Source organism: Actinomycetospora corticicola (assembly GCF_013409505.1).
In the GTDB taxonomy this organism is placed as follows: domain Bacteria; phylum Actinomycetota; class Actinomycetes; order Mycobacteriales; family Pseudonocardiaceae; genus Actinomycetospora; species Actinomycetospora corticicola.
Genome location: NZ_JACCBN010000001.1, coordinates 3,378,665 through 3,400,873, shown reverse-complemented (window position 1 = coordinate 3,400,873; position 22,209 = coordinate 3,378,665). Strand labels below are relative to the sequence as shown.

Here is a 22,209-nt window from a genome sequence, read left to right as displayed (position 1 = left end):
CCCCGAGCGCCAGAGGTGATCTACGACGAGGCCGTGCCCGTTCCCGTCGTGCCCTGCTGGGTCGACTGCTGGCTGGTCCCGGGCGGGCCGCCCTGGCCGTCGCCGGGGCCGCCGGGCCCCCCGCCGAGCAGTGGCCCGGTCAGCATCGACAGGCCGGCGCCGAGCAGGAACGCCACCACCCCGATCGCGGCGGCGACCCGCGCGGAGACGGTCCGGGCGGGCTTCCCGACGACGGGTGCGGGTGCCGCGTCGGCGGGGGCGCCGTACACGGCGTGGGTGCGGACGGTGTCGGTGTCGGCCGCGGGGGAGCCGTCGTACCAGGCGGGGGAGTTCGGTGTGGTCATGATCAGCAGCCTGCGGTGGTGCGCTGGCGGTGCCGTGTGTGGTCCCTGTGCTGCTGGTGTGGGTCCGGCGTCCGGTTCCCGCGCCGCGGGTGCCGTGTGTGGGGCGCACTCTCGCGCCCGGGACGCCCTGCTCGGCTGATCCTCGTTCGGGGTGGGGTCCGCAGCTCAGTCCCGGCGGCGCCACCAGCGCCGCCGGGCGGGGGCTGTGGGCGGCGGCTCCGGGGTGGCGGCGGCCGCGCGGGCGGCCCGCCACCGTTCGACGACGGCGTCGGCCGAGGGGCGGCGGATCGGCACCCGGGGGCCGTCGGGGAAGCGCAGGAACGCGACGATGCGCCGGTCGAGGTCGGCGACGACGGCGCGCACGGCCGCCTCGTCGGCGAGGCCGCGCACGTCGTCGTCGAGTCGTTCGATGTCCTTGCGCAGCCGTAACGACGGCGGCAGCAGCGCGTCGGTGGGCACGCCCTCCGCCCGCATCTTCGAGCGGACCCACCAGTTCTCGTCGTCGCGGGCCGGGAGGTCGAGCGGCCTGCCCGCGCCCGGGAGGTCGTCGAACGCGCCCTCCGCGGTCGCACGGCGGATCTGCTCGTCGATCAGCGACTCGTACCGCTCCCAGTAGGTCTCGCCCGGCTCGCCCCGCACCGTTCCCACGGTGCCCGAGCGGGCCGGGCTCCGCGACCGCTACCGGGCGGCGAGCACCACCGTCTGCACCGCCCACGCCCCGAGGGGCGCCGACGAGGTGAGGGAGACGGGGGCGGCGGCGTCGGTCGACAGCGCGGGGCGGGTGACGAGCGCGGTGGTCGCCTTGACGACGTCGTCGGCCTTGACCGTCCAGGCGTCGGCCAGCGGCTCCGGCGGGACGATGTCGGCGACCCCGGTGCCGGCGACGAAGTAGAGGACCTGGGTGGAGCTGCCCTCCGGCGCGGGGGAGGCCGTGACGGCCCCGCCGGTGCCGGTGCTCTCGCCGGGCGCGGTGACCCCGGTGATGTTCGACCAGGCGCCGATCCCGCCGAGGAGGGTGGCCGGGGCGTCGGAGGTGAACGTGATGGGGCCGTTCTCCGCCTGCGCGGTCGCGGTGAACAGCGAGACCGAGCCCGCGTTGTTCGGCAGCGCCGTCGTCCGCAGGGTGTTCCAGCCGGCCGGCGCGGTGACCGTCCCGGCGCCGGAGCGGTAGATCTGCGCGACGAGGACGTCGCCCTCCTCCACCCCTGCCGGGGTCGAGAGCGTCACCTGCGTCGCGGCGTCCGCGGTGGTGTAGCCGACGGCCCGCGAGAGCGGCAGCCACGGCACGGTCGCGGCGACGACGAGGCCGGCGACGAGCGCGATCGCGGCGAGCAGGCCGGCGCCGCCCCACAGCGCGGGAGCGGGCAGCGAGCGGGCCGCGACCACGCCGACCACCACGAGCAGGCCCGCGAGGCCGGCGGTGAGGCCGAGCAAGGTCGCGGTCGAGTCGGTACGGAAGCCGCGCACACCGAACTCCGCGACGGCGACCGCGATCCCCGCCAGGCCGAGCAGGGCCCCGAGACCGACGACGACGTTCTGCAGGCCCGGGGGCAGGGAGACCGTCGCGATCACCGCGGCGGCGACGACCACGAGGACGGCGGCGGTCGCCCAGGCCACGGCGCTGGTGAGCGCCCCGGCGGCGACCACCGCCAGTACGGCGACCACGACGGCCACGGCGATGGCGACGGTCTTGCGCACGTGCACCCACTCCTCCTACGGGCCCGGAGAGGCCCTGCTCTGTTCGGCGGTACCTCGACGTCCGCTCCGCTGAGCGGATCGTCCCGGGAGGCTCCACCGTTTCGGACGCGCGAGGGTCCTCCGGGAGGTCCGGACGAGGTCACGGTTGCATCACGAAATCGTGAACAGGAGACTGCGATCCCCTCGCGCACGAGCGATTCGGTGACGGAGTGTGCCGACTTTTCGTCACCCGTCCGAGGCGTGCCACCTGCGACGATCGCTCCCGGGTGCCCCGTCCGGAAGCGGTTCCGGGGTGCCCGGAGCAGTGGTCAAGAGGGCGCGACCGTGATCACGGGGACCGTCCGAGGCGTTACGGAACGTGGCTCTGCGGCGATGCCCCCTCCGTATCGCGTCGATCGGAGGGCCGGAGTGCTGCGGGGCTATGCACGGGTGACGTCGGCGAGCGACGACGCCTCGGACCAGGTCGAGCGGTTGCGCGCCGAGGGCGTGCCCGCGGACCGGATCCGCGTCGACACCTCGCTGGGCACCCGCGGTGCGCGCCCGGAGCTGGAGGCAGTCCTCGGCGACCTGGTCCGGGGCGACGTCCTCGTGGTCACCCGCCTCGACCGGCTGGCCTCCTCGGTCCTGCACCTCGTCCAGGTCGGGCAGCGTCTGCTCGCGGTCGGCGCCGACCTGCGGTCGCTCGAGGAGGGCCTCGACACGACCACCGACGCCGGCGCCGGGATGCTGCCCACCCTCGAACTGCTGGCCGGGCTGCAGCGCACCCTCGTCTCCGCGAGCACGCGCGCCGGTCTCGACGCCGCGCGGGCCCGGGGACGCCGCGGCGGCCGCCCCCCGCGGCTGGGCGCGGACGCCGCCGCCGAGGCGCAGCGGCTCTACGACGAGGGCCGGTCGGTCACCGAGATCGCCGAGAAGCTCGACGTCCCCCGCACCACCGTGTACGGCCACCTGCGGCGGCCGACGTAGGGCCCGGGGACCGGGCTTCACGCCCGACGTACACCGGCGGGCGTGTGCTGCGGCCGTGATCGTCCCGGGCGCGGGCCTGCCCCCGCTGACCGCCGCGCGCCTGTTCACCGCCTGGACCGCCGCCCCGGGGGTCCTCGGTGGGATGGCGCTGCTCGGGGGCGGCTACGGCCTCGGGGTGCGCCGCCTCGCCGGCCCGTGGCCGGTGCGCCGCACGGTCGCGTTCGGGGCCGGCGTCGTCCTGCTGGCGGTGATCGGGTGCAGCGCGATCGCCGTCTACGACGACACCCTCTTCTGGACCCGCGCCCTCCAGGGCGTCGTCCTGCTCGTCGTGGCCCCGATGCTGCTCGCGGCGGGAGCGCCCCTGACCCTCGCCCGCGGAACGCTCCCGGGACCCGTCGTCGTGACCCTGGGCCGGTGGCGGCGCTCCGGGGTCGCGCGGGCCCTCACCGCTCCCGGGGCGGCGACCCTCGCGCTCGTGGCACCGCCGTTCGTCCTCTACCTCACCGGGCTCTACCCGCTGGAGCTGCGCAGCGCGACGGTGAGCGGCGTCGTCTCGGTCGGGCTGCTGGCCGCGGGCCTGCTCTACGCGATCAGCCGCCTGCAGATCGACCCCGTGCCGCGCACCACCCACCACGGGCTGACGCTCGGCATCGCGATCGCCGAGGTGGTCACCGACGGCGTCCTCGGCCTGGTGCTCTGGCTCGGCCCGCTGCTCGCGGTCGCGCACTACACGGCGGTCGACCGGTCCTGGGGCCCGAGCCCCCGCGACGACCAGGCGATCGGCGCGGGGGTGTGGTGGATCGGCGGCGACCTCGCCGGGCTGCCCTTCCTCGGCGCGATCGCGGCCCGCTTCGCCGCGGCGGACGCCCGGGAGGCCCGGCGGATCGACGCCGAGCTCGACGAGCAGGAGGCGGCGGGGGAGCGCGGCTCGGGCCTGTGGTGGGAGCAGCCCGGCCGGTGACATCGCCCCGGACGTCCCGCGCGTCCGGATGCTGCCGCGGCACGCAGGTCGGGCCACGTCCCGCCGTCGGGACGGGCCGTCGGTGAGGCTGACCGGCGTGACCGCCGCCCCCGGCCGCCGCCGGCGCAGCCCGATCGCCCCGCACGTCGTCGAGCTCCGGCGCACGGTGGCGGCGACCCTGCAGCGGCCGCTGGCGTCCTACTACCTCGTGGTCGGCCTGACCGTGGTGCTCGCCGGGCTCGGGCTGGTCATGGTGCTCTCGGCGTCGTCGATCGACTCGCTCGCGCGCACCGGCAACCCCTACGGCGTCTTCGCCCACCAGCTCGTCTACTGCGCGGTCGGCGGGGTCGCCTTCTGGCTGACCGGCCGGGTCCCGGTCCGGCGCTGGCGCGTGGCGAGCCCGTGGCTGCTCGGCGCGAGCCTGCTCGCGCTGTGCGCGGTGATGGTCCCGGGCCTGGGCTCCTCGGTGGCGGGCGCGCAGAAGTGGTTCGTCGTCGGGGGCCTGTCCCTGCAGCCGAGCGAGCCGGCGAAGCTCGCGCTCGTGCTGTGGGGCGCTCATGTGTTGGTGGCGCAGCGCGGCGTGACGGGGGTGCGGCGGCTGCTGCCGGTGGTCCCGGTCGGGGTCCTGACGGCGGGTCTGGTGGTCGTGGAGCCCGACCTCGGCTCCGCGCTGGGCATCGTCGTCGTGCTGTTCGCCCTGCTGTGGTTCGCGGGCGTGCCGGGACGGCTGCTCGGGCTGCTCGGCGGTGGGGCGCTGGCCGCGGTGGCGGTGCTCGCGGTGACCGCGAGCTACCGCCTGGCGCGCCTGACGTCGTTCCTGGGCAGCGGCGACGACACCCTCGGCGCGGGCTACCAGTCCCAGCAGGCGCTGTACTCGCTGGCCGACGGCGGGCTGCTCGGTGACGGGCTCGGGCAGGGCGCCGCGCAGTGGAGCTACCTGCCGAACGCCTCCAACGACTTCGTGTTCGCGATCCTCGGTGAGGAGCTCGGTCTCGTCGGCGCGTGCGCGGTGCTCGGGCTGTTCGCGCTGCTGGCGTGGGTCGGGCTGCGGATCGCGGCGCGGACGGTCGACCCGTGGAACCGCGTGGTGGTCGCGACCCTGACGGTGTGGCTGGTGGCGCAGGCCGTCATCAACATCGGCTACGTGCTGGGCCTGCTGCCCGTCACCGGGATCACCCTGCCGCTCATCTCCGCCGGCGGGACCTCGGTGATCGTGAGCATGGTCTCGCTGGGCCTGCTCGCGGCGGCGGCGCGCGACGAGCCGGACGCCCGGGTGGCGCTGCGGCGATAGGGTCGCCCCACGAGTCCGAGGAGGCACACGTGGAGATCCTGTCCGGAGTGGACGGCGTGCGGGCGGCCGTCGGTCGCGAGCTGGGCCCGGGGGACTGGTTCACCGTCGACCAGTCGCGGGTGGACGGCTTCGCCGACGACACCGAGGACCACCAGTGGATCCACGTCGACCCGGAGAGGGCCGCGTCGAGCCCGTTCGGCGGCACCATCGCCCACGGCTTCCTCACGCTCTCGCTGCTGCCGCACCTCGCGAACTCCGCGCGCCGCCTCGACGGCGTGACGATGGGCGTGAACTACGGGCTCAACAAGGTGCGGTTCCCCGCCCCGGTGAAGGTCGGCAGCCGCGTGCGGGCGACCGTGACGATCACCGACGCCGAGGACCTGCCCGGCGACGGGGTGCAGGTGGTCTCGAAGGTCACCGTCGAGATCGAGGGCTCCGAGAAGCCCGCGTGCATCGCCGAGTGGGTCACGCGCGCGTACTTCTGATGCCTCTCGTGCGCCCCCGGATCCACCTCAACGCCTTCGCCATGATGTGCGCGGGCCACCAGTCGCCCGGGCTGTGGCGGCACCCCGCCGACCAGGGGTTCCGCTACACCGACCTCGACCACTGGACCTCGCACGCCCGGCTGCTCGACGACGCCGGGTTCGACGCGCTGTTCCTCGCCGACGTCCTCGGGGTCTACGACGTGGCCGGCGGCTCCCGCGACGCCGCCGTGCGCGCCGGCATCCAGATCCCGCTCGGCGACCCGATGATGCCGGTCTCGGCGATGGCGGCGGCGACGTCGTCGTTGGGCTTCGGCGTCACGGTGTCGACGTCCTACGAGCACCCGTACGCCCTCGCCCGCCGGTTCACCACGCTCGACCACCTGACGAAGGGTCGGGTCGGCTGGAACGTCGTGACCGGCTACCTGGCGAGCGCGGCCGCGAACCTCGGGCTGGGGGAGCAGCTGGCGCACGACCAGCGGTACGAGCAGGCCGACGAGTACCTCGAGGTGTGCCGGCGGCTGTGGCGGGAGTCCTGGGAGGACGACGCGGTCGTCCGCTCCGCCGACGGGGTGTACACCGACCCGGCCAAGGTCCACGACATCGACTTCCACGGCCGCTGGTACGACGTGCCCGGCCCGTTCCTGTGCGAGCCCTCCCCGCAGCGCTCGCCGGTGATCTTCCAGGCGGGCGCCTCCCCGCGCGGGCTCGCGTTCGCCGGCCGGCACGCCGAGGCGGTGTTCATCTCCGGGCCCTCGACGACGGTGCTCGCCGGCCAGGTCGACCGGTTGCGTTCCGCGGTGTCCGACGCCGGCCGCGACCCGGCGTCCGTGACCGTGTTCTGCCAGCTCGCCCCGGTGGCCGCGGCCTCCTCGTCGGAGGCGGCCGACCTCTACGCGGAGTACCTCGAGTCGTTCTCCCTCGAGGGTGCGTTGGCCCTGTTCGCCGGCTGGACCGGGCTCGACCTCACCGGCATCGACCCCGACCAGCCCCTGCGCTACGTCGAGTCCGACGCCGGCCGCTCCGCCCTCGCCTCGTTCACCACCGACGACCCGGACCGCGAGTGGACCGTCGGCGAGGTCGCCCGGCACCTCGCGGTCGGCGGCCGAGGGCCGGTGGCGGTCGGCTCGGGCGCCGAGGTGGCCGACCAGATGGAGACCTGGGTCGACGAGACCGGGGCCGACGGGTTCAACCTGGCCTACGCCGTCGTCCCCGGGAGCTTCGAGCAGGTCGCCCACCACGTCGTGCCGGAACTCCGCCGCCGTGGCCGCATGCCCTCGGCCCCGGTCGGCGGCACGCTCCGGGAGCGCCTGGCCCTGCGCTGAGCTCGGTCACCCGTGGCAGCGGAGCGTCGTTGCTGTCGTCCAGTGGCAGGAGAGCCACGTTCCCGACGGCGGGTGCGCGCACCCGCCGTCAGGAACGCGCGGCCTTGCCCAGCGCGCCCCGGGCGATGATCACCTGCTGGATCTGGCTCGTGCCCTCGTAGATGCGGAAGAGGCGCACGTCCCGGTAGATGCGCTCGACCGGCACGCCGCGCATGTAGCCCGAGCCGCCGTGGACCTGGACCGCGCGGTCGGCGATCCGCCCGACGGCCTCCGAGCAGAAGTACTTCGCGGTGGAGGGGCCGGTGACCTTGTCGGACCCGTCGTCGTAGGCCTTCGCCGCCTCGCGGACCAGGGCGCGGCCCGCGTGCCAGTCGGTGACGGAGTCGGCGACGAGGCCCTGGACCAGCTGGTAGGTGGCGATCGCGTGCCCGCCCTGCTCGCGCTGGGTGGCGAACTCGACCGTCTCGTGGACCAGGCGGGCGGCCATGCCCATGCAGAGGGCGGCGATGTGCAGTCGGCCGTGCGCGAGGCACTTGAGCGCGGTGACGTACCCGCGGTGCAGGCCCTCCTCGCCGCCGACGAGGTTCTCGGCGGGCACCCGGACGTCGTCGAGGTAGACCTCGCAGGTCCAGGAGCCACGCTGGCCCATCTTCGCGTCGTGCTCGGAGAAGGAGACCCCGGCCGACGAGGTCGGGACGAGGAAGGTCGAGATGCCGCGGGCGGGCGCGGCGTCGGGGTCGGTGCGGGCGAACACCATGAGCACGTCGGCGAACGGCGCGTTGGTGATCCAGCGCTTCGCGCCGCTGAGCACCCACGAGTCCCCGTCGCGCACCGCCTTCGTCGTGAGCGAGGACGGGTCGGACCCGGCGTCGGGCTCGGTCAGCGCGAAGCTCGCCACCACCTCGCCGGACGCGAGCCGCGGCAGCCACTCGGCCTGCTGCTCGGGCGACCCGCCGGTGAGCAGGACCTGGCCGGCGATGCCGTTGTTGGTGCCGAACAGGGAGCGCAGCGACGGCGTCGTCCAGCCGAGCTCCATCGCGAGCTCGACCTCCTCGGCCATCGACAGGCCGATGCCACCGTGCTCCTCGGGGATCGCGAAGCCGTAGAGCCCCATCGCCTTGCAGGCCTCGCGGAGCTCGGCGGGGACCTGGTCGGTCTCCTCGATCTCGTCCTCGCGCGGGACGACCTGTTCGCGGACGAACTCGCGGACGGAGGTCAGGACGTCGGCGAAGTCGGACGGGTCCACGGCGGGGGCCTCCTGGGGAACGACGGTGTCCGGGGCATTCTCACCTGCCGTCAGCCGGTCCGCGTGCTCGAGCTCCGCCGCGCTACGACTCCGACGGCCGCACGACCAGATCGGTGAGATGCGCGTCGCGCGAGGCCGTGACCGCCGCCAGGACCGTCGCCGCGACGGACTCCGGGCGCAGGTAGCGCGACCCGTCGTAGGTACCGCCCTCGTGGGCGACGACCGCGCGCTGCATGTCGGTGTCGACACGGCCGGGGTGCACCGAGCACACGCGCAGGGCGGGCTCCTCGCCCCGCAGCGCGTCGGCGAAGGCCTTGAGCGCGAACTTCGAGGCCGCGTACGAGCCCCAGCCGGGCCGCGCGGCGAGGCCCGCCCCCGAGTTCACGCACACCACGCTGCCGCGGGACGCGCGCAGCGCCGGGAGCAGCAGCCGGGTCAGCTCGGCCACGGCGACCACGTTCACCTCGAACTGCCGGCGCCAGGTCGCGACGTCCAGCTCGGCGACCGTCCCGAGCATCCCGACCCCCGCCGAGTGCACCAGCACGTCCAGCTCGTCGATCCGCTCGGTGGCGCCCGCGAGGGCCTCGGGGTCGGTGAGGTCGACCGGCCACGGGAGCGCACGATCACCCAGCCGGGCCGCGACGTCGGCGAGCGCCGCGGCGTCCCGCCCGCCGAGGAGGAGGTCGTGGGTGGGGGCCAGGGCCGCCGCGACGGCCGCACCGATGCCGCGCGAGGCGCCCGTGACCAGGGCGAGCGGACGCTGGGGACTCACCCGGGGCACTGTAACGACGGAGCACGTCGTCGCTTCACACCTGATCCGGGAGGTTCCACTCCACCGGGTGCATCGTGACCGAAGGGCGTCACGACCGGCACCGACCACCGTTGGGCAGGACAGCCTCCGAAGCGGAGGTTGACGAGCACGGCGTGGCGTTTCGTTCCCCAGCTGGCCCGCGTCGCACTCGTCGGGAACCGCCCCGATCGGTTCCCACGAGGAGACCCGGCGCCTCGCCCCACGAGGCGCCGGGTCACCTCGGCCCGCACTACGTCACGACGACGACGGTGTCACCGACCGCGAGCGTGCGGAAGAACTGCCGGGCCACGGCGTCGGACAGGTGGATGCAGCCCGCCGACTGCCGCGACAGGCTCCCGGTGTGGAAGGCGATCCCGCCGTTGAAGAACACCGACCAGGGCATCGGCGCGTCGTTGAACTCGCTCGAGCGGTGGTCCGCGTCCTTCCACGTGACGTGGAAGGTGCCGGTCGGGGTGCGCTCTCCGGGGCGGCCGCTCGTGATCGGCGCGCTGCGCACGACCTCCCCGTCCTGCACCAGCCACACCCGCTTCGCCGAGAGCGACACGCAGGCGCCGTCGCCGCTGATCGAGCAGGGCATTCCCGACGACGGGCGGGAGGTGCTCCGGGTGGTCGTGGTCCGGGCCGTGGCGGCCCGGGTGGTGGTGCGGGCGGCCGGCTTCGACGAGGTCGTCGACGGCAGCGTGGTGACGCCGGCGGTCACGGGGGACACCGTGAGCGGCGGGGCGGCGACCGGAGCGGCCGCCGCGGCGACGGCCGCGGGGCGCGCGGTCCCGACGTCGGTCAGCCCCAGCCCCGTGGAGACGCCGATGGCGCCCAGCACGACGACCGCCGACCCGGCCATCCCGACCCTGGTCATCCGCATCGCGACCCCCCGACCTCGCTCGAACCGTTGTGCAAGGGGGATCGCTTCGATGGGCCGGTCGTGTTAGCGCACTACCCCGAAGGGATGACCGCAGCGGGCCGAGAGAGGGTGCCGTAGAGCGGGTTACGGTCGCTAGGGTCGTGGTGTGGCCGATCTGGTGGTGGTTGGGGCGTCGCTGGCGGGACTGCGGGCGGTCGAGGCCGTGCGCAACGACGGGTTCGCGGGGTCGATCACGCTGGTCGGCTCCGAGGAGCACCTGCCCTACGACCGCCCGCCGCTGTCGAAGGAGCACCTCGGCGACGACGACCCGCGCGACCCCACGTACCGCGAGCGGGAGAAGCTCGACGAGCTCGACGTCGAGCTGGTGCTGGGGGCGCCGGCCGAGGCGCTCGACGTCGAGAACCGGACCGTGACCGTGGGCGGCCGCGACCTCGCCTACTCCGGGCTGGTCATCGCGACCGGTGCCGACGCCCGCCCGCTGCCCGCCTCGGTGTGCGCGCCGGACCTCGCGGGCGTGGTGACGCTGCGGACCCTGGACGACTCCCTGCACCTGCGGGATCTGCTGCGCGACGGCACCCCGCGGGTGACGGTCGTGGGCGCCGGGTTCATCGGCTCCGAGATCGCCGCGGTCGCGCGGAAGCGCGGACTCGAGGTGACGATCGTCGAGGCGCTGCCCGTGCCGCTGGTGCGCGGCGTCGGCGAGCGGATGGGCCGGGCGCTCACCGCGATCCACGAGCGGCACGGCACGACCGTGCTGACCGGCGCCTCGGTGGAGAAGGTCACCGGGAGCTCGCACGTCGAGTCGGTCGTGCTCGCGGACGGCACGGAGATCGGGACCGACGTGCTCGTCGTCGGCATCGGCGCGACGCCGAACACCGCTTGGCTGGAGTCCTCGTCGCTGACCGTCGACAACGGGGTGCTCGCCGACGAGACGCTGGCCGCCGCCCCCGGGGTGTACGCCGCGGGCGACGTCGCGCGCTGGCCGAACGCGCTCTTCGACGACGTGCTGAGCACCCCGATGCGCCTCGAGCACTGGACGTCGGCCTCCGAGCAGGGCGCCCTCGCCGCGCGCAACGCCGTCGACCCGACCTCGGCGAAGCCCTACGAGACGGTGCCGTACTTCTGGTCGGACTGGTACGAGAGCCGCATCCAGTTCGTCGGCGTCTCGCGCGCCGACGACGGCCACCCGGAGGTCGAGACGGAGGTCGTCATGGGCTCCGAGGAGGACGGCGCCTTCGTCGCGCTCTACCGCAGCGGCGACCGGTTGGTGGGTGCGCTCGCCGTCGACAAGCGCGCCGAGGTCATGCAGTACCGCCGGCTCATCCTGAACCGCGCCAGCTGGTCGGACGGGCTGGAGAAGGCCGAGGAGCGCCGGCAGCGGGCGGCGAAGAAGGCCGCCGCGTCGTGACTCCGGGGGCGCGGACGCCGGGCGTCGACCACCTGGTCGTCGCCTGCACGTCGCTCGAGCCGGCGTCGGAGTGGCTGGCCGACCGGCTCGGGGTGGAGCCCGCGGGCCGCGCCCGCCACGCGCGTTTCGGCACCCACAACGCGCTCTGGAACCTCGACGACGGCACCTACCTCGAGCTCATCGCGATCGACCCGGAGGCGCCCGCCCCGGGCCGGCCGCGCTGGTTCGCGCTCGACCGGTTCTCCGGGCCGCCGCGCCTCGTGCACTGGGTCCTCCGGCTGCCGTCGCTCTCCTCGGCGTCCGACCCCGTGCTGCGCCTCTCCCGGGACGACCTCGCCTGGTCGCTGACGGTTCCCGACGACGGGTCGTTCCCGGTCGACGGGTCGGGCGTGTGGCCGTCGCTGATCGCCTGGGACGGCGGGCACCCCTCGACGGGGCTCGCCGACGGCGGGCTCGCCCTGTCCCGGCTGGTGCTCTCGACGCCGTCGGCCGATGCCCTGCGCTCCCGCCTGGTCGACGCCGGGCTCGTGGGCCACTTGGGGAACCGCGTCACCGTGACGCCGGGGCCGGTGGCGTCGCGCGCCGAGCTCACGACGCCCGGCGGGCCGGTCACGCTCTGACCTGGGTGCTCGGTGCTGTGCGCGGAGTCGGGCCAGGGCACCGGGCACCGGGCACCCGATGATCAGGGCGAGGTCAGCGCACCAGACCGACGACGGCGGCACCGACCAGCCCGCCGCTGGTGAGCGTGAACGAGACGACGCTGAGCACCTGGAACCACGTGCGGGTCGCCGCGCGCGGGGACCAGGCCAGCGGCAGGAACAGGGTCGGGTTCAACCACGTGCCGACCACGATGGCGGCGGCGAGCCACGTCGGCAGGCCCGGCACCGCCAGTCCGACCGCGATCAGGATGATCCCCATGATCACGTAGTCCAGGTGCGCCTGGAGGATCCGGCGCGGCTTGCGCACCCCGGCCCGCTCGACGAGCTGCGGCGTGATCATGGTGGCGGCCACCGCCCAGCCGAGCACCGCCCCGAAGGCCAGCTCGACCAGACCGATCCGCGTCAGGACGTCCACGGGCGGTGATCCTGTCCTAGGTCAGACGATCCCGTCGAGCAGGGCGTCCAGGCCGGTCCGGAACACGCGGTCGAGGTCGAAGGCGTACGGCCCGGCCCGCCGGATCGCGGGACCCGCCAGGCGTTGCATGCCCCGCACCGTCGCCGGGTCGTGGTCGATCCAGTGGTCGGCGCCGACCCCGGTGTCGGTCTCCGCGTCCCGCTCGGCGGCGAGGGTCATCGCCATGCCGCGCACGTAGCCCGCGAGCACCATGTAGAGGTCGAAGCGGCGCTCGGACCCGGCGACCACGCCCTCGAGCGTCGTCAGGTCCCACTCCGCGATCGCGAGCAGCGCGGGCACCGGCTGGGGGCGGTGCAGCGAGATCGCCCGGGCCGCCCACGGATGGCGCGAGTACACCGCCCACTGCCGTCGCGCGGACATCTCCAGGCGCGCCCGCCACCCCGCCTCCGGGGCCGGCGTCGGCCAGGGCTCGGCGGCGAAGACGTCGTCGAGCATGGCCATGACCAGCTCGTCCTTGCCGCGGACGAGGCCGTGCACGGTCATCGTCGGCACCCCCAGCTCGGCAGCGAGTCGACGCATCGACACGGCGGCCAGGCCGTCGGCGTCGGCGAGCTCGACCGCGAGCGCGACGACGTCCTCCCGGTCCGGCCCCGCGCCCCGTGGCCGCACCCGCCGTCGGGACGCCGAGCGGGCCGCGACCACCGTGCCGACCCGGGGGACCGACTCGACGAGCCCCTCCTCGCGCAGCAGGGCGAGGGCGCGCGACGCCGTCGCGGACGCGACGCCGTGCTCGGCGACGAGCGCGCGCACCGACGGCAACCGGTCGCCGGGAGCGAGGTCCTCGATCCGGGCCCGCAGCGCGTCCGCGACGCGGCGGGAGGGGAGATCGCTGTCCTGCGACACGGTGGCGCTCCTCGCCGTCGGACGAGCACGGTCCCTGCTGTTCGTACACCGTCCAGGAGGAGCTCGTCATGCACGTCCTCGTCTCCGGAGCCGGGATCGCCGGCTCGGCCCTCGCTCACCTGCTGCTCGCCCGTGGCCACCGCGTCACCGTCGTCGAGGTCGCCCCGCGGCCGCGTCCCGGGGGACAGGCCGTCGACGTCCGTGGTCCCGCCCTCGACGTGATGGACCGGATGGGGCTCGGCGACCGGCTCCGTGCCGCCCGGACCGACATGCGCGGCATGTCGGTCGTCGCGGCCGACGGCACCGAGCTGATGCGGTCGACCACCACGACCCTGACCGGCGGCCCGCTCGACTCGCCCGACGTCGAGATCCTGCGCGACGACCTCGCCGGGATGCTCGCGGACGCGGCGACGGGGGCCGAGTGGTGCTTCGGCGACCGGATCGTTGCGATCGGGGCCGACCACGTGGAGCTCGCGAGCGGGCGCGTGCTCGAGCCCGACGTCGTGGTCGGCGCCGACGGCCTGCACTCCGGCGTCGGCCGGCTCGTGGGGCTGGTCGACGACGGGGCGCTGCGTCCGCTCGGCAGCCACCTCGCGGTCTACACGATGCCGAACGTGTTCGGGCTCGACCGCTGGCAGGTGTTCTGCCGCTCGCCGCGCGGAATGGTCGGGCTCTACACCGCCCGCGACAACCGGGAGGTGCGCGTCAACCTCGGGTTCGAGGGGGCGGCCGATGACGACCACCGGGACGTCGCGGCCCAGAAGGCCCTGCTCACCGAGGTGTTCGCGGACCACGGCTGGTGGGTGCCGCGCATGCTCGAGGGCCTCGCCGGCGCCGACGACTTCTACCTCGCGCCGATGACCCAGGTGGTCGCGCCGCGCTGGTCGAGCGGGCGCACGGTCCTGCTGGGTGACGCCGCCTGGTGCACCACCCCGCTCTCGGGGCAGGGCACGACGCTGGCCCTGGTCGGGGCGTACCTCCTGGCGCAGGAGCTGGACACCCGGCCGGTCGCGGAGGCCTTCGCGGCCTACGAGGAACGGATGCGCCCGGTGGCGGAGGCCGACCAGCGGCTCGCCCTGGAGAACCAGGTCCGGGTGGCGGAGATGATGGACGACCCGGGGCAGGCCGCCGGGAGCGACGCGTGGTCGGCGACCTCCGCGGCGACGTCGCTGGTGCTGTCCTGAGCGCTCAGACCCCGTGCGCGGTGCGGATGTGGTCGAAGATCAGGCTCGTGACGGTGCCCGCGACGTCGCGGTGACCGTTGAGCGTGGCGACGAGGTCGCGCAGGGCGCCGGTCCCCGCCGTCGCGACGTGGAGCAGGTAGTCGTCGGCCCCGGCGACGAAGTACACGTCGCGCACGGCGGGCAGCCGGCGCACGAGGGCGGTGAACTCGCCGAGCCGGTCACGGGCGTCGCTCTGCAGGCGCACCGAGATCATCGCCTGCAGGGGCAGGCCGACGGCGTCCGGATCGACGTCGGCGTGGTACCCGCGGATCACGCCGCGTTCGCGCAGGGACCGCACCCGCGCCAGGCACGTCGACGCTGCGATGCCCGCCCGCTCGGCCAGCGCGGCGTTCGTGATGCGGGCGTCGGCGACGAGATGGCCCAGGAGGGCGCGATCGATCGGGTCGATCGACCGCAGATCGTTCGGCAACGGCTCCGACCGGACCAGAGGATCGTCGGAAAGTTCATCCACGACGCCAGGATACAGAACCTTCTTCAGGATTCTGGCCATGAAACGGCAGGACGTTCAGAATGGAGGTGAGAGCGGACGAGGAGCGGAGGACGAGCGTGAAGGTCGCGGTACCCACCGAGGTCAAGGACAACGAGTTCCGGGTGGCCCTGACGCCCGGGGGCGTCCGGGAACTGGTCGCCCACGGCCACGACGTCGTCGTGCAGGAGGGCGCGGGTACGGGCTCGGCCTTCGGGGACGACGAGTACAAGGAGGCCGGCGCCCGCATCGTCGCCGACCCCGACACCGTCTGGGGCGGGGCCGAGCTGGTCGTCAAGGTCAAGGAGCCCGTGGCCTCGGAGTACCACCGGCTGCGCGACGACCTGACGCTCTTCACCTACCTCCACCTCGCCGCGTCCCGCGAGTGCACGCAGGCACTCCTCGACGCGGGCACCACCGCGATCGCCTACGAGACCGTCACCCGGCACGGCGCGCTGCCGCTGCTCGCCCCGATGAGCGAGGTCGCCGGCCGGCTCGCCCCGCAGGCCGGCGCCTACCACCTGATGCGCTCGCACGGCGGCCGCGGCCTGCTGCTCGGCGGGGTCCCGGGTGCGCCGGCGGCGCATGTCGTCGTGATCGGCGGCGGGGTCTCCGGTGCCGCCGCGATCCAGATGGCGGTGGGCATGCACGCCCGGGTCACGGTGCTCGACAAGAACCTGGACACGCTGCGGGCCCTCGACGCCCGCTACGCGGGTCGCGTGCAGACGCTGTACTCCAACACCGACAACCTCGAGCGCGCGGTCCTCGACGCCGACCTCGTGATCGGCGCGGTGCTGGTCCCCGGCGCGAAGGCGCCGAAGCTCGTCGGCAACGACCTGGTCCGGCGGATGAAGGCGGGCGCGGTCCTCGTCGACATCGCGATCGACCAGGGCGGCTGCTTCGAGGACTCGCACCCCACCACGCACTCCGACCCGACGTTCGCGGTGCACGACACGCTCTTCTACTGCGTGGCGAACATGCCCGGGGCGGTACCCAACACCTCGACCCACGCCCTGACCCACGCCACGACGCCGTTCGTGCTCGCGCTGGCCGACCAGGGCTGGCGGCAGGCCGTCGCCGACGACGCCGGGCTCGCCGCGGGTCTCGCGACCCACGCGGGGGAGCTCTACAGCGCCGCCGTGGGCGAGGCCCACGAGCTGCCGGTGTCCTCGCTGGCCTGACGCGGACCGGGGACGCCCGTCGATGGTCCGGCGCCGCTGCGCTGCGCGTCCGCGCCCAGTCGCGCCCGGGCGCTCTCGACCGACCGCGCCCGCGTCGCGGCGACGGCCGCGGCCCGCGCCGGCCGGTCGGCCTCCGGAGCGCGCCGGTGGTGCGCGTCGGTCATGCCGCGCAGCGCCGCCGCCGTGGCGCAGGCGGCGTCGACCGAGGCGAGGTCGAAGACGCTCGTGATCCCGGCCGCCCGGACCGTGAGCCGGCCGACCCGACCGCCCTCGGCGCGCTCCCGCACCTCCGTGTCGACCTCGAGGGCGCCGTAGCCGACGACCGCGTGGAACCGGCCGTCGCGCAGCACGACGCGGTCGGGCAGGAAGGCGATCTCGTGGTGTGCGCCGGAGAACGTCGGGACGGGCAGGTCGGCGCGCAGGTGGCGCGGACCGTCGCAGCGTCGGACCACCGGGGCGTGACCGCCGTGCGCGGCGACCTCCCAGACGGCGGGCTCCCACGAGGTCGCGGCGCAGCGCAGCCGGTCCCACACGGCGACCAGCTGCTCGTGACGCACGAGCCGGTCGGTGTCGGGCACCTCGTGGGTCGCGAGGACGGTGCGCCGCGCGCGGTCGAGACGTCGGGCGCCCAGGGCGGCCACGGCCGTGACGAACAGCGCCACCACGACGGCGGGGACGGAGAGGTCGGTCCCCGCCGCCACGGCGATCGTCAGGGCCAGACCGGCGGTCACGACGACGGGGGAGTGCGGCCCCCGCGCGGCCGCCGCGTCCAGACCGCGACGCAGGGCGTCGACGTCGGCTGCGCGCAGCCCGTCCGGCGTGCCCGTCAGGTAGTGCGCGCCGCCCGCCTCGAGGCAGGCGTGGTGACGGGTGCCCGGACGGTCGGACACGGTGTCGGGGGCGATCGTCACGGTCGGCCTCCGCTGCTCGGGGATCGTGACCGTATGTCGCCGAATGGACGCTGATCGTTACGTCAAGTGACGTCACTCGATCGGCTGTTCAGCGCAACGGAACCATCCACCCCCGGGTGTCGGGGACCCGCCCGAACTGGATGTCGAGCAGCTCTGCGCGCAGGGCGAGCGTGCGCGGACCCGCCGTGCCCGCGCCGACCGCGAACTCCCCGGCCGCGGAGCGGAAGGTGACGATCGGGCTGATGACGGCCGCCGTCCCCGTCGCGAAGACCTCGGTGATCGAGCCGTCGAGGCACCCCGCGCGGAGCTCGTCCACCGACACCGGGCGCTCCACGGGGACCAGGCCGTGGTCGGTGGCGAGCTCGAGGACGCTGCGGCGGGTGACGCCGTCGAGGATCGTCCCCAGCGGCGGCGTCAGGAGCTCCCCGTCGGCGGTGACGAGCAGGACGTTCATCGTCCCGGACTCCTCGAGCCACCGGTGCTCGCGGGCGTCGAGGAACAGCACCTGGTCGCACGCGTGCGCCCGGGCCACCGCCTGGGCGGCGAGCCCGGCGGCGTAGTTGCCGCCGCACTTCGCGTCGCCCGTCCCGCCGGGGGCCGCGCGGGAGAGCTCGTCGGAGATCCACAGGGTCAGACCGGCGTCGCGGCCGGCGAACAGCGGGCCCGCCGGGGACGCCGTGACGAGGAAGCGTGCCTCCTCGGCGGCCCGCACCCCGAGGAACGCCTCGGTGGCGACGGTGAACGGCCGCAGGTAGAGCGACGCGGGCGGTTCGGGCACCCACGCCTGGTCGGCCCGGACGAGCGCGGTGACGGCGTCGACGAACGCGGCCTCGGGCAGCGCCGGCAGGGCCAGCCGTCGGGCGGAGTGCGCGAAGCGGGCCGCGTTGAGCGCGGGCCGGAACAGCGCCACCGAGCCGTCGGGCTGCCGGTAGGCCTTCAGGCCCTCGAAGATCTCCTGGGCGTAGTGCAGCACCGCGGCCGCCGGGTGCAGCGACAGCGGCTCCGCCGCGCGCACCCCGGCGTCGTGCCAGCCCCGGTCCACCGTCCAGGTCGCCGTCGCCACGTGGTCGGTGAACACCCGGCCGAACCCCGGGTCGGCGAGCAGCTCCGCACGCTGCGGGGCGGGGGTCGGGTGCGGGCTCGGTCGGTGGGGGAAGCCGAGCCGCGTCTCGGAGGCGGTCACCCGACCGACGGTGACAGGACGCCGACGGGGATGCCACTGGCACGTCGCGGGTAGTGGCAGGGGATGGCGACCGACGACGAGCGCGACCGCGGCGCGCAGATCGACCGGTGGCTCGTCCGGAAGGCTCGGGAGGGCGACCCCGCGGCCTACGAGGAGCTGATCCGTCGGCACCGCGACCGCATCTACCGGATCGCCCTGCGCATCACCGGCGAGCCCGCGGACGCGGACGACGTGACCCAGGAGGTCGTCATCCAGCTCTGGACGGCCCTCGCCGGGTTCGCCGGGACCTCGGCGTTCACCACGTGGCTCTACCGCGTCGTGGTCAACCGCAGCCTCGACCACCGGCGCCGCGACCGGACCGGGCCGGAGCCCCGGGAGACCGACCTCGCGCCCGTCGCCGGCCCCGAACGGTCGGTGGTCGCGGGCGAGGAGGTGCGGGCCGGGCTCGCGGCGATCGCACGCCTGCCCGAGAACCAGCGCGTGCCGCTCGTGCTCTGCCAGATCGAGGGCCTGTCCTACGCGCAGGCGGCCGCGATCACCAAGACCTCCGAGGCGACCGTGCGCGGCCGACTCGCCCGTGCCCGCACCACCCTGCTCGCCGAGATGAGGAGCTGGTCATGACCGAGATCCCGGGGACACCGCCGACCCTGCCGTGCGGTCGCCCCACCGCCGCCCTCGTCGAGCAGGTGGCGGAGGGTCGGGGCGACGTGCTCGACGAGCACCAGCGGACGTGCCCCCACTGCCGCGCGGCGCTCGCGGAGTACACCCGGCTCTGGGCGCCCGTCGCGGCCGTCGCGGCCGACCGCCCCACGGCGCCGCCGTCCCTGGTCGAGGCGGCCCTGCGGTCCCTCCGGGGGCCCGACGGCCAGGAGGAGTACGGCCGCATCGAGTCCCCGCAGGGGCACACCCGCGTCGCGGCGCGGGTCGTGGTCGCGCTCGCCCGCCACCTCGCGGCCGGGGTCCCCGGGGTGGAGGTGGCCCTGGGCGGGCTGGTCGCCGACGGCCACCGCGACGCCGGCGAGCTGGTCCCCGACGTCGAGGCGGGGGTCACGGGCGGCTCGACGGCCGTGCGGATCACGCTGGCCGCGGCCTACGGGCAGGACCTGCAGGCCCTGGGGGAGCGCATCCGCGTGGCGGTGGCCCGCGGGGTCCGGGAGGCGACCGGGCTGGAGCCGGTCGACGTCACCGTGCACGTCGACGACGTCTTCGTCTGACCCGCTCAGGCATGGCAGCCCGGCGGCCCAGGCGCTACGTTGTCCGTTCAACGAACGGGGTGACATGGTCGGGACGGTCGAGGTGCGCCGCGCCGCCGATCGCGGCGTGCTGCCCGGTGTCCCCGGGGTCGACTCCCGCCACTCGTTCTCCTTCGGCGCCCACCTCGAGCCGGGCAACACCCACCACGGCGTGCTGCTCGCCCACCACGAGGACCGGATCGCGCCCGGCGCCGGGTACGACGACCACCCGCACCGCGACACCGAGATCGTGACCTGGGTGCTCGCGGGCACGCTGGAGCACGCCGACGACGCCGGGCGCACCGCGCACGTGACGGCGGGGTCGGTCCAGCGGCTCTCGGCGGGGAGCGGGGTGGTGCACCGCGAGCGCAACGCCGCCGACGACGAGCTGCACCTCGTGCAGATGTGGCTGCTCCCCGACGAGGCCGGCGTCGACCCGGTCCACGAGGTCGTCGACGTCTCCGCGGCCCTGCACGACGGCGGGTGGGTGCCGGTGGCGGGCCCCGCGGATCGCTCCGTCGGGGCCGGTCTGGGCATCGCCGACGCCGTCCTGCACGTCGCCCGCCCGTCCGCGGGCGCCGACCTGGAGCTGCCGCCCGCGCCCTTCCTGCACGTCTTCGTCGCGCGGGGGGAGGTCGGCCTCGGGGAGGCCGTCCTGCACCCCGGCGACACCGCCCGTCTCGCCGGGCCCACGGCGACCGTAGTCCGCACGCACACCGACGCCGAGGTCCTGGCCTGGGCGATGGCGACCGACCTGATGGGAGACCCGGACCGATGACCACGACCGAGTCGCAGACGCCCGAACCGACGCGCGACGAGTACGACCGGCAGGACAAGGCGACCCTGATCTCCGAGGAGCAGCGCCGCGAGCTCGAGCAGATCCGTGACCGGGTCCGCGCCGAGTTCCTCTTCTCGAAGGAGAAGCGGCCGAAGAGCTACGGCCAGGGCGTCCACCACGTCGCGCTGATCTGCCGCGACGTGCGCACCACCACCGAGTGGTACCAGAACGTCGCGGGCTTCCCCGTGACCGTGCTCTTCGAGAACCGCGACCTCGCGGGCTCCACGCACTTCTTCTTCGACGTCGGGAACGGCAACCACCTGGCGTTCTTCGACCTGCCCGGCGTCGAGCCGGGGCCGTACCAGGAGGTCCTGGGCGGGCTGCACCACCTGTGTCTGTCGGTCTCCGAGGAGCACTGGCACGAGATCAAGGGCCGCCTCGACGAGCGCGGGATCGAGTACATGCTCGAGTCGGGCACCTCGATCTACACCTTCGACCCCGACGGGGCCCGCATCGAGTTCATCCACGACCCGCTGGGTCGGATGTACGGGCACGACACCATGTAGGGGTGCCACCCACCGAAGAGCGCGCCGCGATCGTGCGGGCCCTGCAGCGGCTCACGGCCTCGTCGCAGCACCTGGCCGACACCTTCGCCGCGCGCCAGGGGCTGCACCCCACCGACCTCGAGGCGCTGCTGCACGTGATGCAGGCCGAGACCGAGGGCACGCCGCTGACGGCGGGTGCCCTCGGCGAGGCGCTGTCCCTGACGTCAGGCTCGGTCACCGGCGTCGTCGACCGGCTGGTCGCCTCCGGCCACGTGGAGCGCCGGCGGGACGCGGCCGACCGGCGCCGGGTGTTGCTCTTCCACGCCCCCGAGGCGCGGGCGGTCGCGGCCGAGTTCTTCGCGCCGATCGGGAGGTTGTCCGACGCCGTCATGGACACCTTCGACGACGCCGAGCTGGCGACCGTGCGCCGCTACCTCGAGGCGATGACGGACGCCGTGGACGCGGCCCGGCAGACCTGAGCGGCGGTCACTCCGTCAGGCGCAGGCGGTGCCGCAGGGTCCGCCCGTGGCGGCGGGCGAGCCCCGCGGCCCCGGCGAGCCCGAGCACCCAGCACGCCATCCCGACGACGAGGGGCCCGGCGCCGCCGAGCAGCCCCATCGCCCGGTCGGCGACACGCAGCGCCGGTTCGAGGCCGAGCACGGCGACCCACGGGGCGGCGACGCAGGCGGTCCAGCGCAGCCAGGTGCGCGGCAGGGCGAGCCGCGAGCGCCACGGCAGCGGCCGGTAGGGCAGCAGGACCGACAGGACCGACCCGACGCCGAGCCAGCAGAACACCGCGCCCACGTCGGCGAGCGAGGCCCGCCCCAGGTCGGGCGCGCGGGTGGCGAGCAGCTGCGCCGCGAAGGTCACCCCGAGGGCGACCGGGACGATCACCGCCGCCAGCGCCAGGTTCCGCACGGCGAGGATGCGGGCGACGCCGTGGCCGGCGTCGAGGAGCGCCTGGACCTCCTCGCCGTCGGCGCCGAGCTGGTTGGTGTTGACGACGTCGGCCATCATCCAGACCACCACGAGCACCCCGACGTGGGCGGCCGCGAACACCTCGGGCCGGGAGGGGTGCCAGTGCGACCAGGCGATCCAGCCCACCGCCAGCAGCAGGTTGAGGACCAGTCCGACGAGGCGGGCGCGGCGACGGCCGTAGGTGGCGACCACCTCGGCGACGACCTCGGTGAGGACCGCGGCGCCGACGCCGAGCACCGCGAGGGGCGGGTACCCCGGCACCGCGACCCGTCGTCGGGACATCCCCCACCTCCCCGGGGACGGGTTCCCCGCCGCGGGCG

The 22,209-nt window shown here is 75.0% G+C and carries 26 protein-coding genes; 14 read left to right on the top strand and 12 right to left on the bottom strand.

Annotated elements, in window-relative coordinates:
• Positions 1–20: 20 nt before the first annotated feature.
• The 3 genes from BJ983_RS16510 to BJ983_RS16500 all read right to left on the bottom strand — a co-directional run bounded on the left by BJ983_RS16510 (position 21) and on the right by BJ983_RS16500 (position 2,042).
• Positions 21–344, bottom strand: coding sequence for a hypothetical protein (locus BJ983_RS16510; protein WP_179794782.1), 324 nt, complete (start codon positions 342–344; stop codon positions 21–23).
• A gap of 165 nt (positions 345–509) precedes the next feature.
• Complete coding sequence (locus BJ983_RS16505) at positions 510–983, bottom strand: DnaJ family domain-containing protein (RefSeq protein ID WP_179794781.1); 474 nt, start codon at positions 981–983, stop codon at positions 510–512.
• Positions 984–1,022: 39 nt separating this feature from the next.
• Positions 1,023–2,042 (bottom strand): hypothetical protein, encoded by a 1,020-nt coding sequence (locus BJ983_RS16500; protein WP_179794780.1) that lies wholly within the window; start codon positions 2,040–2,042, stop codon positions 1,023–1,025.
• A 429-nt stretch (positions 2,043–2,471) separates the two neighbouring features.
• Between BJ983_RS16500 and BJ983_RS16495 the strand changes: the two genes are divergently transcribed.
• The 5 genes from BJ983_RS16495 to BJ983_RS16475 all read left to right on the top strand — a co-directional run bounded on the left by BJ983_RS16495 (position 2,472) and on the right by BJ983_RS16475 (position 7,067).
• Complete coding sequence (locus BJ983_RS16495) at positions 2,472–3,008, top strand: recombinase family protein (RefSeq protein ID WP_218890304.1); 537 nt, start codon at positions 2,472–2,474, stop codon at positions 3,006–3,008.
• A gap of 55 nt (positions 3,009–3,063) precedes the next feature.
• On the top strand, positions 3,064–3,969 hold the full coding sequence (locus BJ983_RS16490) for a cytochrome c oxidase assembly protein (RefSeq protein WP_343054223.1): 906 nt from the start codon (positions 3,064–3,066) through the stop codon (positions 3,967–3,969).
• A gap of 97 nt (positions 3,970–4,066) precedes the next feature.
• Entirely contained in the window at positions 4,067–5,260 is a 1,194-nt protein-coding gene (gene ftsW, locus BJ983_RS16485; protein ID WP_179794778.1) for a putative lipid II flippase FtsW, read from the top strand.
• Positions 5,261–5,289: 29 nt separating this feature from the next.
• Positions 5,290–5,745: a MaoC/PaaZ C-terminal domain-containing protein gene (locus BJ983_RS16480; RefSeq protein ID WP_179794777.1), complete on the top strand. Its 456-nt coding sequence runs from the start codon at positions 5,290–5,292 to the stop codon at positions 5,743–5,745.
• A gap of 8 nt (positions 5,746–5,753) precedes the next feature.
• Positions 5,754–7,067, top strand: coding sequence for an LLM class flavin-dependent oxidoreductase (locus BJ983_RS16475; RefSeq protein ID WP_425484767.1), 1,314 nt, complete (start codon positions 5,754–5,756; stop codon positions 7,065–7,067).
• A gap of 88 nt (positions 7,068–7,155) precedes the next feature.
• On the opposite strand, the gene BJ983_RS16470 is transcribed toward BJ983_RS16475, so the two are convergent.
• The 3 genes from BJ983_RS16470 to BJ983_RS16460 all read right to left on the bottom strand — a co-directional run bounded on the left by BJ983_RS16470 (position 7,156) and on the right by BJ983_RS16460 (position 9,980).
• Complete coding sequence (locus BJ983_RS16470; RefSeq protein ID WP_179794775.1) at positions 7,156–8,313, bottom strand: acyl-CoA dehydrogenase family protein; 1,158 nt, start codon at positions 8,311–8,313, stop codon at positions 7,156–7,158.
• A gap of 82 nt (positions 8,314–8,395) precedes the next feature.
• Entirely contained in the window at positions 8,396–9,085 is a 690-nt protein-coding gene (locus BJ983_RS16465) for an SDR family oxidoreductase (protein ID WP_179794774.1), read from the bottom strand.
• A 268-nt stretch (positions 9,086–9,353) separates the two neighbouring features.
• Positions 9,354–9,980 (bottom strand): L,D-transpeptidase, encoded by a 627-nt coding sequence (locus BJ983_RS16460; RefSeq protein WP_246325606.1) that lies wholly within the window; start codon positions 9,978–9,980, stop codon positions 9,354–9,356.
• Between the two features lie 151 nt (positions 9,981–10,131).
• Here BJ983_RS16460 and BJ983_RS16455 point away from each other — a divergent pair, with 151 nt between their 5' ends.
• Positions 10,132–11,394, top strand: coding sequence for an FAD-dependent oxidoreductase (locus BJ983_RS16455; protein ID WP_179794772.1), 1,263 nt, complete (start codon positions 10,132–10,134; stop codon positions 11,392–11,394).
• Positions 11,391–12,014 (top strand): VOC family protein, encoded by a 624-nt coding sequence (locus BJ983_RS16450; RefSeq protein WP_179794771.1) that lies wholly within the window; start codon positions 11,391–11,393, stop codon positions 12,012–12,014. Before BJ983_RS16455 ends, BJ983_RS16450 begins: the two co-directional genes overlap by 4 nt.
• Positions 12,015–12,087: 73 nt before the next feature.
• Here the strand turns inward: BJ983_RS16450 and BJ983_RS16445 are convergent, their stop codons facing one another.
• Both BJ983_RS16445 and BJ983_RS32350 read right to left on the bottom strand, forming a co-directional pair.
• Entirely contained in the window at positions 12,088–12,468 is a 381-nt protein-coding gene (locus BJ983_RS16445) for a hypothetical protein (RefSeq protein WP_179794770.1), read from the bottom strand.
• 21 nt (positions 12,469–12,489) lie between these two features.
• Positions 12,490–13,371, bottom strand: coding sequence for a GntR family transcriptional regulator (locus BJ983_RS32350; RefSeq protein WP_179794769.1), 882 nt, complete (start codon positions 13,369–13,371; stop codon positions 12,490–12,492).
• 68 nt (positions 13,372–13,439) lie between these two features.
• Between BJ983_RS32350 and BJ983_RS16435 the strand changes: the two genes are divergently transcribed.
• Positions 13,440–14,555 (top strand): FAD-dependent monooxygenase, encoded by a 1,116-nt coding sequence (locus tag BJ983_RS16435; RefSeq protein ID WP_179794768.1) that lies wholly within the window; start codon positions 13,440–13,442, stop codon positions 14,553–14,555.
• A gap of 4 nt (positions 14,556–14,559) precedes the next feature.
• On the opposite strand, the gene BJ983_RS16430 is transcribed toward BJ983_RS16435, so the two are convergent.
• Positions 14,560–15,066, bottom strand: coding sequence for a winged helix-turn-helix transcriptional regulator (locus tag BJ983_RS16430; RefSeq protein ID WP_179794767.1), 507 nt, complete (start codon positions 15,064–15,066; stop codon positions 14,560–14,562).
• A 95-nt stretch (positions 15,067–15,161) separates the two neighbouring features.
• Here BJ983_RS16430 and ald point away from each other — a divergent pair, with 95 nt between their 5' ends.
• Positions 15,162–16,262: an alanine dehydrogenase gene (gene ald / locus BJ983_RS16425; RefSeq protein WP_179797897.1), complete on the top strand. Its 1,101-nt coding sequence runs from the start codon at positions 15,162–15,164 to the stop codon at positions 16,260–16,262.
• On the opposite strand, the gene BJ983_RS16420 is transcribed toward ald, so the two are convergent.
• Together BJ983_RS16420 and BJ983_RS16415 are read right to left on the bottom strand one after the other, a co-directional pair.
• Entirely contained in the window at positions 16,208–17,173 is a 966-nt protein-coding gene (locus BJ983_RS16420; protein ID WP_179794766.1) for a hypothetical protein, read from the bottom strand. The genes ald and BJ983_RS16420 overlap by 55 nt on opposite strands.
• Positions 17,174–17,261: 88 nt before the next feature.
• Positions 17,262–18,356, bottom strand: a complete 1,095-nt coding sequence (locus BJ983_RS16415; RefSeq protein WP_179794765.1) for a branched-chain amino acid aminotransferase — start codon at positions 18,354–18,356, stop codon at positions 17,262–17,264.
• A 63-nt stretch (positions 18,357–18,419) separates the two neighbouring features.
• Between BJ983_RS16415 and BJ983_RS16410 the strand changes: the two genes are divergently transcribed.
• The 5 genes from BJ983_RS16410 to BJ983_RS16390 all read left to right on the top strand — a co-directional run bounded on the left by BJ983_RS16410 (position 18,420) and on the right by BJ983_RS16390 (position 21,390).
• A complete protein-coding gene (locus BJ983_RS16410) occupies positions 18,420–18,977 on the top strand; it encodes an RNA polymerase sigma factor (protein WP_179794764.1) in 558 nt (185 codons plus the stop codon).
• Positions 18,974–19,570: an Asp23/Gls24 family envelope stress response protein gene (locus BJ983_RS16405; protein ID WP_179794763.1), complete on the top strand. Its 597-nt coding sequence runs from the start codon at positions 18,974–18,976 to the stop codon at positions 19,568–19,570. Before BJ983_RS16410 ends, BJ983_RS16405 begins: the two co-directional genes overlap by 4 nt.
• A 64-nt stretch (positions 19,571–19,634) precedes the next feature.
• Positions 19,635–20,366, top strand: a complete 732-nt coding sequence (locus BJ983_RS16400; RefSeq protein ID WP_179794762.1) for a pirin family protein — start codon at positions 19,635–19,637, stop codon at positions 20,364–20,366.
• Positions 20,363–20,932, top strand: a complete 570-nt coding sequence (locus tag BJ983_RS16395) for a VOC family protein (RefSeq protein ID WP_179794761.1) — start codon at positions 20,363–20,365, stop codon at positions 20,930–20,932. Before BJ983_RS16400 ends, BJ983_RS16395 begins: the two co-directional genes overlap by 4 nt.
• A 2-nt stretch (positions 20,933–20,934) precedes the next feature.
• Positions 20,935–21,390, top strand: coding sequence for a MarR family transcriptional regulator (locus tag BJ983_RS16390; protein WP_179794760.1), 456 nt, complete (start codon positions 20,935–20,937; stop codon positions 21,388–21,390).
• A gap of 7 nt (positions 21,391–21,397) precedes the next feature.
• On the opposite strand, the gene BJ983_RS16385 is transcribed toward BJ983_RS16390, so the two are convergent.
• Positions 21,398–22,171 carry a hypothetical protein gene (locus BJ983_RS16385; protein ID WP_179794759.1) on the bottom strand — a complete coding sequence of 258 codons (774 nt, stop codon included), beginning with the start codon at positions 22,169–22,171 and terminating at the stop codon, positions 21,398–21,400.
• Positions 22,172–22,209: the final 38 nt, after the last annotated feature.